Genomic DNA, 12692 nt, shown 5'->3' with positions numbered 1-12692 from the left:
ATGACTAGGATACAAAAATGAAAACAAAAAGAGGGTTCACCTTAATCGAGTTATTGATTGTGATCGCCATTATTGGGATTTTAGTATCAGTCGCATACCCTACTTATCAAGATTCTATGAAGCGGGGGCGTCGTGCAGATGCACAGGGAGCTTTGCAGGGATTAGCGCAAGCAATGGAACGTAATTATACCACGCAAGGCACTTATGCGGGGGCCGCTACTGGAGGTGCTGATACTGGAGCTCCAGCCATATTCTCAAGTACTTCCCCAATTGATGGCGGTAGCATTTATTACAACCTGAGAATTGCTTCGGCAGGTGCTTCTAGTTATCTGATTGGGGCTGAGCCAGTTGGCTCTCAGGCGGGGGATGGTGTACTTATTTTGAAATCAACGGGGGCACGTGGTTGGGATGCTAACAATACCGCTAATGGTTCACTTGCAAATTTAAGTGCCTCACCCAATGAAGTTGAGGTATCAGAGCAATGTTGGAAAGACAGCTGTTAGTACTCTTGACGTTTTAATTGGTTAAATTAATTATCGTACCTTGGACTATTATATCTGTTGTGATGGTGCTATTAATCCTCTCTCAAACTATTATAAACAACAGAACGGGTGAATTAAAATTGTGACATAGCGCAAATCAGTTTGTTGCTGTAAGCTACGCGCCTATTTTGTCCGTTTAATTACCCTTTATATAAGAGACCCCGTTATGAGCTTTGATTCATTAGGTTTACCCGATTCGCTAGTTAAAGCGGTTAAAGAGCAAGGTTATACCGAGCCTTCACCGATTCAGGCGCAAGCTATACCGGTTATTTTAGAAGGTAAAGATGTAATGGCGGCTGCGCAAACGGGGACAGGCAAAACAGCTGGTTTCACGTTGCCTTTATTAGCAAATTTAATTGATGGTGAACCAGCTAAAGCAAACCAAGTGCGTGTTTTAATATTAACACCAACACGTGAGTTAGCAGCGCAGATACATGCAAGTGTTCAAAATTACGGGCAAAACTTACCGTTACGCAGTGCTGTGGTATTTGGTGGTGTGAAAATTAATCCACAAATGCAACTACTTCGTCGTGGTGTTGATGTGTTAGTTGCGACACCAGGTCGTTTGTTAGATCTGTATAATCAAAATGCGGTACGCTTTAAGCAATTAGAAGTATTGGTGCTAGATGAAGCAGATCGCATGTTAGATATGGGCTTTATTCACGATATTAAACGTATTATCGGTTTCTTACCAAAACAGCGTCAAAACTTACTTTTTTCTGCAACCTTCTCTCCAGATATTCGTAAACTTGCAAAAGGATTAGTAAATAATCCGGTTGAAATTTCAGTAAGTCCACGCAATACAACAGCAGAAAGTGTGACACAGTTTATTTATGAAGTAGATAAAACTAAAAAATCTGCACTATTAACAACGTTAATAAAAGATAATGATTGGAAGCAAGTATTAGTTTTCTCAAAAACTAAACATGGCGCTAACCGTTTAGCAAAACAGCTTGAAGCTCGTGGAATTCGTTCTGCAGCTATCCATGGTAATAAAAGCCAAGGAGCACGTACTAAAGCATTAGCCGCGTTTAAAGAAGGGCAAATATCAGTATTGGTTGCAACAGATATCGCTGCTCGTGGTATCGATATTGATCAACTTCCGCAAGTGGTTAACTTCGATTTACCGCATGTAAGCGAAGATTATGTCCACCGTATTGGTCGTACAGGTCGTGCCGGTAACTTTGGTGAAGCAGTTTCATTGGTGTGTAACGAAGAGTTTAAACTGCTAAAAGAAATTGAAAAACTGATTAAGAAAATCATCCCACGAAAAATTGTAGCTGGCTTTGAACCTGGAACGCCATTGCCTCCATCTTCTTTAGATACAAATGCACCAAAACCTAAGAAACCTAAAAAACCAAGAGTTGGGCATGCAGATGGTCAACGAGGTGCTGGTGGTCGTCAGCAGCAGCGTGGCGTACGTAACAATTTTGTTGGCTAAATAAAGAAGAATCAAGTGCTAACACACTAATCTGAATATATGCCTCATTAAGCCCTCAATAACAGTGTTATTGAGGGCTTTTTTTATGTGCTTCTGGCATGATGAAAATATCTACAATCACATGTGACTATTGAATGAAAAGAATTGCAATCTTTGCCGATGTTCAAAATATCTATTACACCTCTCGTCAAGCTTACGGTAAGCAATTTAATTACCGTAAACTTTGGAAAAAAATAGAGGCTCAGGGTGAGATCACCCATGCCTTTGCTTATGCGATTGATAAAGGTGATAACCAACAGAAAAAGTTCCAAGATGTACTTAAACACTTAGGCTTTGAAGTGAAGTTAAAACCTTATATTCAGCGGAGTGATGGCAGTGCAAAGGGCGATTGGGATGTGGGCATCACTATCGATGTGATGGAGGTTGCTAAGCAAGTCGATACCGTTATTTTACTCACCGGAGATGGTGATTTTGCTATTTTGTTAGATAAAGTTAAACAATCCTTTGGCGCTGAAACAGAAGCGTATGGGGTACCTCAGTTGACGGCTAAATCATTAATAGATTCGTGCACGGTTTTTAACCCGATCAATAATGATCTATTACTTTAGCGCGGTTTATTACCATTCTACTAACAAATTTAGTAAAGTAGTCTCCTCATTTATTTAAAGGGTTGTCACATTGAAAATTGTTATTATTGCACTGATCTTAATTGTACTGTTTTTTATATTTAAAAATTTCGCTGCTAGTAAAAATGCACCACAAAATATTCAAATAGGTGTTGAATTTTTGGCTGAAAATGGTCAAAAAGAGGGGATGCAAACAACCGACTCTGGTTTGCAATATGAGGTGTTAACTAAAGGCGATGGAACTGTTCATCCGACGGCTAAAAGTAAAGTGACTGTGCATTACCATGGCACGTTGATCGACGGCACTGTTTTTGATAGTTCTGTTGATCGTGATAAAACTATCTCATTTAAACTTAATCAAGTTATTCCTGGCTGGACTGAAGGATTACAGCTAATGGTTGCGGGTGATAAATACCGTTTTTACATTCCGAGTAACCTTGCCTATGGCAATAAAGGCGTCGGTAGTATTCCTGCTGGTTCATTACTTATTTTCGAAGTGGAATTATTCGAAGTTAACTAATTATTCAGCAGCAATAGCATAGTTGATAAAAAAAGGCCTGTTTTCAGGCCTTTTTAACATTCAATCGTTCCATTATGAGCGATTAACATCTCACGAATCGTGGTTAATGCCTTACCTCGATTAACTACTTTCCATGCTAAATAGAGCGGTACAGGTTGGTGGGCTGGGGTCAGTGTCAATTCAACTAACTCGCCACGATCAAGGTGTTTTTGAATGCGTGTTCGGGGTAGGAAGCCGCACCCGATACCTTGTAGCTGTGCGCGTAACTTATATTCTAAACTTGGCACGTAGAAGTGATTATCTTTACTGATTACTGAATTCGTTTGGGTTACCCACTGCCTTGCTGTGTCGTGCGCAACCACTGCGCGATATTGTGCAACAATATCATGGCTAATGGGTTGCTTCTTTTTTGTTAATGGGTGCTCTGGGCTGACCGCAAAAACAGGATCAAAACAACACAGTGGTAATGTTTGTATGCCTTTCTGTTTGGGTAACTCACCCGATGCACCAATGATCAAATCGACGCGATCATCCACTAACGCCTCCCATGCACCATTCATGATCTCTTCGCTAATATCCATCTCAATAGTTGGGTGCTCATCCAAAAACTGCTTAAAAATCTTAAAAATAGCATCACAATGTAAAATGGAGCTAATAGCAATATTCAGTTTAGGCTCCCAGCCATTGGCAATGGTTTGGGTTTTATCGGCAAGGCGTTGCACTGCGTCTAAAATAAGACGCCCTTCGGTGAGTAGGTTTTTTCCGGCGGGAGTCAGTACCGACCGTCTCCCCTGTTTCTGAAAGATAGTGACCTGTAATTGCTCTTCCAACTTCTGAACAATATAAGAAAGGGCGGAGGGAACTTTGTTAAGTTGCTCTGCGGCTGCTGCATAACTGCCACGTTTTTCAATCGCATCCAATACGGTAATCGCTTCCAAAGTGATGGGCAGATTTTTCATGATTTTCTCATTATTGTTCAAAAAAATTGAATAGATACGCTTAATTTAATGCCTTATTAAAATTTAAGCAATTTGTATACTGGTTTATAACTAATTAAAGGAGGCTCTGATGGGATTAATTGTAAATGGACAATGGGTTGATAAATGGTACGACACTAAAAATAGTGATGGTAAATTTGTCCGCCAAGATAGTGCTTATCGCGGCACGATTAACAATAAATCAGATAACGTATATCAAGTAGAGGCTGGGCGTTATCACCTTTATGTTTCGTTAGCGTGTCCTTGGGCACATCGCGCTTTGATATTTAGGCAGTTGAAAGGACTTGAAACAATTATTTCAGTCTCGGTGGTTGAGCCTGAGATGTTAGATAAAGGCTGGTCTTTCTCAGAAAATGGTGATGAACTTTACCAACTAAAACAAATGTTTGAAATTTATTTAAAAGGTGATGAAAACTATCAAGGTCGAGTCACTGTACCGGTACTTTGGGATAAAAAAACGGCGACTATCGTTAATAATGAATCGAGTGACATCATTCGTATCTTTAATAGTGCGTTTAATGAATTAACGGGAAATAAGGATGACTATTACCCGGCTCATTTGCAGGCAGAAATTGATAGTGTCAATCAATTGGTTTATGACGATATCAATAATGGTGTTTATAAGGCGGGATTTGCTACTACTCAAAGCGTTTACCAAGCAGCATACAAAACATTGTTCAATCGTTTAGATTGGTTAGAACAGCGCTTAGCGAAACAGCGTTATTTAGTGGGGGATAAAATCACTGAGGCCGATTGGCGCTTATTTACCACGCTGATCCGTTTTGATGCGGTTTATCATGGTCATTTTAAATGTAACCGTCAAACCTTGGCGAGTTTTACCCATATTAGTGGTTATCTACGTGAGTTATATCAGGTAGAGGGTATTGCGCAAACGGTGGATTTTGAGCATATCAAAATCCATTATTATTATAGCCATGAGATGATTAATCCAACACGTATTGTACCTATTGGACCGTTGTTAGATTTCAGTTTTCTCCACAATAGGGAAACGTTATGATAAAGCATATTCAGCATTCACAGTTAGGTCGTGGTGAACATGGTTGGTTAAGTAGCCGTTTTCATTTTAGTTTTGCAAATTATTATGATCCTAATCGTATGGGATTTGGTAAGTTACGCGTGATTAATGATGATCTCATTAAAGCGGGGTATGGTTTTGATGCCCATCCTCATCGCAATATGGAGATCATCACTTATGTGCGTAGTGGTGAGGTGTCACATCAAGATAGTCAGGGTAACAAAGGGGTGACAAAAGCGGGTGAAGTACAGGTGATGAGTGCAGGTTCAGGTATTGTACACTCGGAGTATAATTTGAGTCTTGACCCACTTGTCTTGTATCAAATCTGGATTGAAACTGAAGTCAATAATGTCACTCCACGTTGGCAAACACTGCCCTTTACTAATAAAGAGCAACAGAACAAATTATCATTATTGGTTTCTGGTTATCAGGCCGATCAATACAATAAACAGATTTTATCGATTAACCAACAAGCACGCATTTTTACTGGGCGATTAACCAAAGGCAGTCGAGTGGAACATCCATTGGATCATCAAGCATACCTGCTTGCTGCAGAGGGACAATTTATTGTCGCTGATGGTGTAAAGGATGAGCTGTTAAACAAAGGAGATGGCGCAGAGGTAACGGCAGTTAAAACAATCATTATTGAAGCTGTTAGTGATTGTGAGCTGCTGTTGATCGATACGCCTTAAAGATTGCGATGGCTTATTTTCTTGCCTGCTGTTTGAGTTCAAAATCAAACTCATCAGGGAAGAAGATTAGTCCTTCACTATTCTGGTCTGGGAAAATAACTAACGCGAGCTCGTCATCTTCAAGGCCGTGTGTCCAGCGGTTGTGCCACTTTTCTATTGAGATCGCTTCAGGGGTACAGTGTGACCACTCTTCGGTTGCCCATGCTAAGGCAAACTCTTCGTTAGGCCATACCGGCACACAATCTTCATCTTCACTATTAAGCATGACACAGCCATGTTCATCCACTAATAACCAAATTTGTTTATTTTTAACCACTTCCTTTAATAGGTAGTTATAACGTTTTTGTGCATCTAATTTTTGAATATCTTTAATCTGTTGTTCAGTGAGTGCTGTGCTCATTATTTTGATCCTAGTTATGGCGTTACCGCTAGCCTACCGCTCATTATTGATTAAGGCAACAATTGTGAATGTGTGGTCGCTTCAGCTAGTAAATGATCTAATACCGGCACCATAATAATGGGCTTATAGGTACGTTGAATGGCGGTGATCATTTTTACACGTGCCACTTCGTGTTTATCTTGGCAGTTTTGTGCATTATTGAAGTGCTCTTCACTGAGCCATTGGCTGTAGGAGATCCATTGATTATCGTGGGTTTTATGTAAGCGCGAGCCCAATGCACCGTATTTTTCTACATTACGATGGATAATCTCAGACCATCCCTCTTTAAACGCTTGTTCATATTGTGGTTTGATATCCCAACGAAACAGTACCGTTATCATAAATTCTCCAAAGCAAATTAAATATTGATTTAAGCTTTGGAGGCAATGGCTTATCTGTCAAGAAAAGTAACAGACTTTAATTGTTTTTTAACGGGTTAAGCATCTCTTGGTAAGCCTTTTTCAATTGCTTTAATTAATCGATTATTTAATCGATCAGTTTTGATTGGAATCTGTAGGGCATGCTCAGCGAGTGCCCAGCGGATATGTTCATTTAACAACTCTGAATCACTCTCCTGTAATTTTTTATTGAGCGCCTCTACAACTGCTTCGCTCGTTGCTGCATTACCCAATGCTACGGCGATATTACGTAACCAGCGTTCGTAACCGATACGCCTAATAGGAGACCCTTCTGTATTACTCAAGAATTCAGCTTCATTCCATGAAAATAGTGCTAATAATGGCTGCTTTTCAAGTTGATGGCGTGCTTGGTAATCTTGCTCTTGGGTGGTGTTTGCAAAGCGATTCCATGGGCAGATAAGCTGACAATCATCGCAACCATAAATACGGTTACCAATCGCTTTACGAAACTCGACAGGGATAGGACCTTGTAATTCAATGGTCAAATAGGAGATACAACGTCGTCCATCAACCACATAAGGGGCAACAATCGCCTGTGTAGGGCATATTTTAAGACATGCTACACATTGTCCGCACTTATCTTCAACGGGTTTATCAACGGGCAGTGGCAGGTCAATCATCAGTTCGCCAATAAAAAACCATGAGCCATTTTTTGCATCAATGAGCAGTGAGTGTTTACCTGTCCAACCTAGCCCTGCTTTTTCAGCGAGTGGTCTTTCCAAAACCGGTGCGCTATCAACAAAAGGGCGGTAACCGAGCTTACCCACTTGCTGCTCTATCTTCTGGCCAAGCTGCTTTAAGCGTTTTCGCACGACTTTATGGTAATCTCGGCCAAGTGCGTAGCGGCTGATATAGGCATTATCTTTATTTTTTAAGGTACGTGCGAATTGCGCGTTATCGGGCAGGTAATCCATGCGCACAGAGATGACGCGTAATGTACCTGGATGCAGTTCAGCAGGGCGTGCGCGTTTCATGCCATGCTTCTCCATATAGTCCATTTCACCGTGATATTGGTTGTCTAGCCACTGCTGTAATTTTTCTTCATGTTGCTTGAGATCGATATCTGAGATACCCACTTGCTGAAAACCTAGCGCTTTTCCCCATAGCTTGATATTTTCAGATAACAGATTTAAATCTATTTGCTTAGTATCAAATTGGTCATTAGCTAATTGATCGCCAGTAGTGTTTTTCTCAACCATTATTTTCTCTTTTTTACAATATGTGTAACGGGACCAAAATATGATTTCTGACCAGTTAAAAGTTAAGTCTAGTTTACCACACTCTTTGTATCGTGCTCAGCAGATAAAAGACTTTGAAGGACTCGCAGCGGAGCAAGTAGGCACCACACTATATGGTTTAATGAAGCGTGCAGGTCAGAGTTGTTATCAAGTATTCACAACACATTTTCCAGAGGCTAAAAAAGTACTGGTATTAACCGGGCAGGGAAATAATGGCGGCGATGGGTATGTGTTTGCCGCTATCGCTAAAGATGCGGGGATAAATGTACAGCTTTGCCAAGTGGGAGACGCCGCTCAATTAACGGGGGATGCGGCTGAAGCTCGAAATGCTTGGCGTATTGAACATGGGATTATTGACGGTATTGAACAAGCTGATTTTGAAAGTGCTGATGTGATCGTTGATGCCTTACTCGGTATTGGTCTACGTGGTACTGTACGCGCTGAATATCAGCGACTTATCCATAAAATAAACCAAACTAATAAGCCTGTTTTAAGTGTTGATATTCCTTCTGGTTTGAATGCGGATACGGGGTATATTTCAGATGTTGCGGTGAATGCGGATGCAACGATCTGTTTTGTAGGATTAAAACAGGGTTTATTTACCGCGCGTTCTGCTGAGTATTGTGGCGAAATATACTTCTCAGGTTTAGGTATCGAACAGCAGTTTAGCGATTTATGCCATCATACCGTATCACGTATTAGCTATGACGATATTTGTGGTTATCTCACGCCGCGCACTCGCACTAGCCATAAAGGTTTTTTTGGTAAAACACTCGTGGTTGGCGGCAACATTGGTATGCCGGGGGCCGCTCGTTTAGCTTCTGAAGCGGCATTACGTTGTGGTTCGGGTCTGGTTAAAGTGTTAACACAACCTGAAAACCTATTAACTATTTTATCGGGCCGTCCTGAATTGATGGGGCGAGGCGCAGATCTCAATAGTTTAGATAATAAAGAGATTGAAGAGTGGGCCACGGTGGTTGCGATAGGCCCCGGGCTTGGTCAAGATGAGTGGGCACAAACGCTCGTTGATTATGCCATAGCAAGTGAAGTTCCAATGGTGGTTGATGCTGATGCGCTTAATTTGCTGGTGGATAAACCTAAATGGAAAGAGAATTGGATTCTGACGCCGCATCCCGGAGAAGCGGCTACACTGTTAGGTTGCTCAATCAGTAATATTGAGCAAGATCGTTTTAGTGCGGTGCGTAATTTACAGCGCAGTTTTGGCGGTATTGTGGTGTTAAAGGGGGCTGGCACGCTAATTTGTGACGGGAAAAAGATATTTATTGCCAATGTAGGTAATCCCGGAATGGCAAGTGGTGGCATGGGGGATGTACTTTCTGGTATCATTGCAGGATTATTAGCACAGGGATTAGATTCGCTACAGGCCTCTATATTAGGGGTATCTATCCACGGTTTGGCTGCAGATGCAGCGGCTAAATCCGATGAACGAGGCTTATTAGCCAGTGATCTCTTCCCACATATTAGGAATTTAGTTAATCCATAATGGTTGATCTATTTAAAGAAAAATTAAGTGATGCGGAGCAGACCGTTGCGTTTGGCGGTCGTTTGAGCAGTGCTTGCAGCGAAGCGACTTGTATCTATCTACATGGTGATCTAGGCGCAGGGAAAACCACCTTAACCCGTGGTTTCATCCAAGGGTTAGGACATCAAGGTAATGTGAAAAGCCCAACTTATACCTTAGTTGAACCTTATGAATTAGCGGATTGGAATGTTTATCATTTTGATCTTTATCGACTGGGTGACCCTGAAGAACTAGAGTTTATGGGTATTCGAGACTATTTTTCAGATAACAGTCACTGTTTAGTCGAGTGGCCTGAGCGTGGTGAAGGTGTTTTACCTTTAGCCGATATCGATTTGACCCTACGTTATGATGGTGAGCAACGCATTATTGCTTTGCAAGCAAACACGGAAATAGGAAAGCAAGTATTACAAAAATTATGAAATTAAGTGCCTCTCTCTTTATAAACCGACTACTTGTCGTCAGCTTTTTTTTATTAGCCTTTAGCAGTGTGCATGCAAATCAACTGAAAGGTGTGCGTGCGTGGCCATCTCCTGACAATACTCGTGTTGTTTTGGATCTTAGCACTAAGCCTAGCTATGAGATTCATTATCTTAAACGACCGGATCGCCTTGTTATTGATATAGCATCTGCGCAGAGTGTGGTTAACCTAAAGTCGATAAAGCATGGTGGCCCTTTAGTTAAAAACATTCGCGAGAGCGCAAGTAATAATAAAGGCACTTATCGTTTAGTTGTGGATCTCAAGCAACCTAGCAAAGCTAAAATATTTACCCTTCCTCCTGCAAAACCTTACGGTCATCGCTTAGTTATCGATCTACCTCATCAAGCCCCCAAGGTAAATACAGCCCCCTCCAAACCCAATAATGTTGTTCAGAAGCAACCATTAGGGCGTGATGTTATTATTGCTATCGATGCAGGGCATGGTGGTGATGATCCCGGTGCCTTAGGCAAGTTTAGCCAAGAGAAAAAAATAAACTTAGAGATCGCTAGACGCTTACAAAAACGTATTAACCGTCAACCGGGTATGAATGCTTTTTTGATTCGTACGGGTGATTATTATATCAACCTGAATAAGCGCTCTGAGCTTGCCGTTAAAGGTAAAGCTGATTTTCTAGTTTCATTACATGCTGACGGATTTACTTCTAGCCAGCCAAGTGGGGCCTCTGTTTGGATACTTTCCGATCGTCGTGCAAACTCTGAAATGGGGCGTCGTATGGAACGCCACGAAGTACATTCTGAGCTTTTAGGTGGTAAAGGAGAAGCATCAGAAAGTGCGAGTAGTGTACCGTTCTTGAACAAAGTTTTCTTTGACATGTCTAAGTCTAATTCGATGCAAGTGGGAGCTGATGTAGGTAACTTAGTCGTTAAAGAACTCGATCAAATCACGAAATTACATAAGAAGAAGCCAGTTGGTGCAAGCCTTGCCGTACTTAAATCGCCTTATATTCCCTCTATTTTGGTTGAAGCGGGTTTTATTACCAATCACCGTGAAGAACGTCTATTAAATCAGGCTGAGCATCAAAATAAAATTGCTAATGCGGTTTTCTCAGGAATCTATAAACACTTTAATACCTCACCTCCGCATGATTCTCTGTTTGCCCAAAAGAAAAGAGAGATACAGCATACTGTACGTAGCGGTGAGTCATTGTCTAGCTTAGGTCAGCGTTATAGCGTCGCTTCAAGTGAGTTAAAGTCTTATAATCGCTTAAAATCAAGTTCGTTACGTATTGGGCAGGTGTTAAAAATTCCACCTAATTATGAACTAGTAGTAAAAACGGAGCCGACACCCGTCCGTAAGTTAGCCGTTGTTCAACCAAGCATACATACGGTTAAAAGTGGCGAGTCATTGTCAGTGATTGCAAGTCGTTATGGATCATCGACGAGTGAGCTTAAGCAATATAATAATTTACGCTCAACTTCACTTGCAGTGGGGCAAAAGCTTAATATTCCTTCGAAGAATGTTGTACAGGTACAACCTACGGTGCACACCGTACGCAGCGGTGAATCACTGTCTGTTATAGCAAGTCGTTATGGTAAAAGTACCAATGAACTGAAAAGTTATAATAATTTGCGTTCAACCTCATTAGCGGTTGGGCAGAAGTTAAAGATTCCTAATGCTGCGATTCAAGTTGCTAGTACTAAAGCTGCAGTTAAACAAGTATCGAGTAAACCGGTCGTACATACCGTGAGCCGTGGTGAATCGCTCTCTGTGATTGCTAATCGTTATGGTAAAAGTAGTAATGAACTGAAGAGTTATAATAATTTACGTTCAACCTCATTAGCGATTGGGCAAAAATTAAAAATTCCTAATGGCGCGACTCAAACGGCTATGGTCAAAGTGCCTGCTAAACCAATCGTCCATACAGTGCGCAGCGGTGAGTCGCTTTCAGTGATTGCCACCCGTTATGGTAAAAGTAGTAATGAACTGAAAAATCATAATAATTTGCGTTCAACTTCATTAGCGATTGGACAGAAGTTAAAAATTCCTAATGGTGCAGTTCAAACTGTTGTCGTGAAAGCACCAGTTAAGCCCGTTGTACATACTGTGCGTAGCGGTGAATCACTCTCAGTGATTGCCAAGCGTTATGGTAAAACAACCAATGATCTAAAAAACTATAATAAGTTACGCTCTACCTCGTTATCCGTAGGCCAGAAATTAAAAATTCCTAATGGTGCTGTGCAAGTCGTTAAAGCCCCTGCGAAACCTGTTGTACATACTGTTCGTAGCGGAGACTCCCTCTCTGTGATTGCTAAGCGTTACAGTAAAAGCACCAATGAGTTAAAAAGCTACAATAACTTGCGTTCAACAACATTATCGATTGGACAAAAAATAAAAATCCCTGATGCAAATTACACCGTAAAGGCTGCAACATCTAATAAAGCAACTGTACATACCGTGCGTAGTGGTGAGTCTTTATCAGTGATTGCTGCACGTTATAATACCAATTCATCGGTATTGAAACAGTATAATGGTTTACGTTCGACAGCTTTATCGGTGGGACAGAAGATCAAAATACCAGCGGGTGCCAATAGATTAACAACGCATAAAGTACGCAGCGGAGAGTCATTGTCAGTGATTGCTCAGCGTTATGGTACAACAGCCTCGGTCATTAAATCGATCAATAAACTGCGCTCTAATTCGCTTTCGATCGGGCAACTTCTTACCATTCCTACGACTTAATTTTTCTGGAAGCTATAAAA

At 41.2% G+C, this 12692-nt stretch carries 12 protein-coding genes and 2 pseudogenes; 10 read left to right on the top strand and 4 right to left on the bottom strand.

Annotated features, from left to right (window positions below; genetic code table 11):
• Positions 1-17: 17 nt before the first annotated feature.
• From QQK09_RS18645 to bamJ, 4 genes are all read left to right on the top strand, one after another.
• A complete protein-coding gene (locus QQK09_RS18645) occupies positions 18-503 on the top strand; it encodes a type IV pilin protein (protein WP_284205699.1) in 486 nt (161 codons plus the stop codon).
• Between the two features lie 205 nt (positions 504-708).
• Positions 709-1983, top strand: a complete 1275-nt coding sequence (locus QQK09_RS18640) for a DEAD/DEAH box helicase (protein ID WP_284205698.1) — start codon at positions 709-711, stop codon at positions 1981-1983.
• A 134-nt stretch (positions 1984-2117) separates the two neighbouring features.
• Complete coding sequence (locus tag QQK09_RS18635; RefSeq protein WP_284205697.1) at positions 2118-2591, top strand: LabA-like NYN domain-containing protein; 474 nt, start codon at positions 2118-2120, stop codon at positions 2589-2591.
• 70 nt (positions 2592-2661) lie between these two features.
• Positions 2662-3129, top strand: coding sequence for a BamJ family beta-barrel-assembly machinery protein (gene bamJ, locus QQK09_RS18630; protein WP_284205696.1), 468 nt, complete (start codon positions 2662-2664; stop codon positions 3127-3129).
• Between the two features lie 53 nt (positions 3130-3182).
• Here bamJ and QQK09_RS18625 read toward each other — a convergent pair whose 3' ends face one another.
• Entirely contained in the window at positions 3183-4088 is a 906-nt protein-coding gene (locus tag QQK09_RS18625; RefSeq protein ID WP_284205695.1) for a LysR family transcriptional regulator, read from the bottom strand.
• Positions 4089-4197: 109 nt separating this feature from the next.
• Between QQK09_RS18625 and QQK09_RS18620 the strand changes: the two genes are divergently transcribed.
• Both QQK09_RS18620 and QQK09_RS18615 read left to right on the top strand, forming a co-directional pair.
• Complete coding sequence (locus QQK09_RS18620; protein ID WP_284205694.1) at positions 4198-5145, top strand: glutathione S-transferase family protein; 948 nt, start codon at positions 4198-4200, stop codon at positions 5143-5145.
• Positions 5142-5855: a pirin family protein gene (locus QQK09_RS18615; RefSeq protein WP_284205693.1), complete on the top strand. Its 714-nt coding sequence runs from the start codon at positions 5142-5144 to the stop codon at positions 5853-5855. Before QQK09_RS18620 ends, QQK09_RS18615 begins: the two co-directional genes overlap by 4 nt.
• A 13-nt stretch (positions 5856-5868) precedes the next feature.
• Here the strand turns inward: QQK09_RS18615 and QQK09_RS18610 are convergent, their stop codons facing one another.
• The 3 genes from QQK09_RS18610 to queG all read right to left on the bottom strand — a co-directional run bounded on the left by QQK09_RS18610 (position 5869) and on the right by queG (position 7912).
• Entirely contained in the window at positions 5869-6255 is a 387-nt protein-coding gene (locus QQK09_RS18610) for a DUF2750 domain-containing protein (RefSeq protein ID WP_284205692.1), read from the bottom strand.
• Between the two features lie 50 nt (positions 6256-6305).
• Entirely contained in the window at positions 6306-6635 is a 330-nt protein-coding gene (locus QQK09_RS18605; protein WP_284205690.1) for an antibiotic biosynthesis monooxygenase family protein, read from the bottom strand.
• A gap of 95 nt (positions 6636-6730) precedes the next feature.
• Entirely contained in the window at positions 6731-7912 is a 1182-nt protein-coding gene (queG, locus tag QQK09_RS18600; protein ID WP_284205689.1) for a tRNA epoxyqueuosine(34) reductase QueG, read from the bottom strand.
• Between the two features lie 40 nt (positions 7913-7952).
• On the opposite strand from queG, the gene QQK09_RS18595 reads away from it, so the two are divergent.
• The 4 genes and pseudogenes from QQK09_RS18595 to QQK09_RS18575 form a co-directional block, all read left to right on the top strand.
• Positions 7953-9455, top strand: coding sequence for an NAD(P)H-hydrate dehydratase (locus QQK09_RS18595; RefSeq protein ID WP_284205688.1), 1503 nt, complete (start codon positions 7953-7955; stop codon positions 9453-9455).
• The gene (tsaE, locus tag QQK09_RS18590) at positions 9455-9913 is read left to right on the top strand and encodes a tRNA (adenosine(37)-N6)-threonylcarbamoyltransferase complex ATPase subunit type 1 TsaE (protein ID WP_284205687.1); all 459 of its coding nucleotides are present in this window, start codon (positions 9455-9457) and stop codon (positions 9911-9913) included. The genes QQK09_RS18595 and tsaE overlap by 1 nt, the downstream gene beginning before the upstream one ends.
• A pseudogene (locus tag QQK09_RS19430) lies at positions 9910-11034 on the top strand (N-acetylmuramoyl-L-alanine amidase); the annotation flags it as partial. The gene tsaE and the pseudogene QQK09_RS19430, both read left to right, overlap by 4 nt.
• A 1494-nt stretch (positions 11035-12528) precedes the next feature.
• Positions 12529-12672 (top strand): annotated as a pseudogene (locus tag QQK09_RS18575) (LysM peptidoglycan-binding domain-containing protein); the annotation flags it as partial.
• Between the last annotated feature and the right edge of the window lie 20 nt (positions 12673-12692).

The organism is Psychromonas marina (genome assembly GCF_030161115.1).
Taxonomy (GTDB): Bacteria; Pseudomonadota; Gammaproteobacteria; order Enterobacterales; family Psychromonadaceae; genus Psychromonas; species Psychromonas marina.
This window is presented reverse-complemented; position numbering and strand designations above follow the sequence as displayed.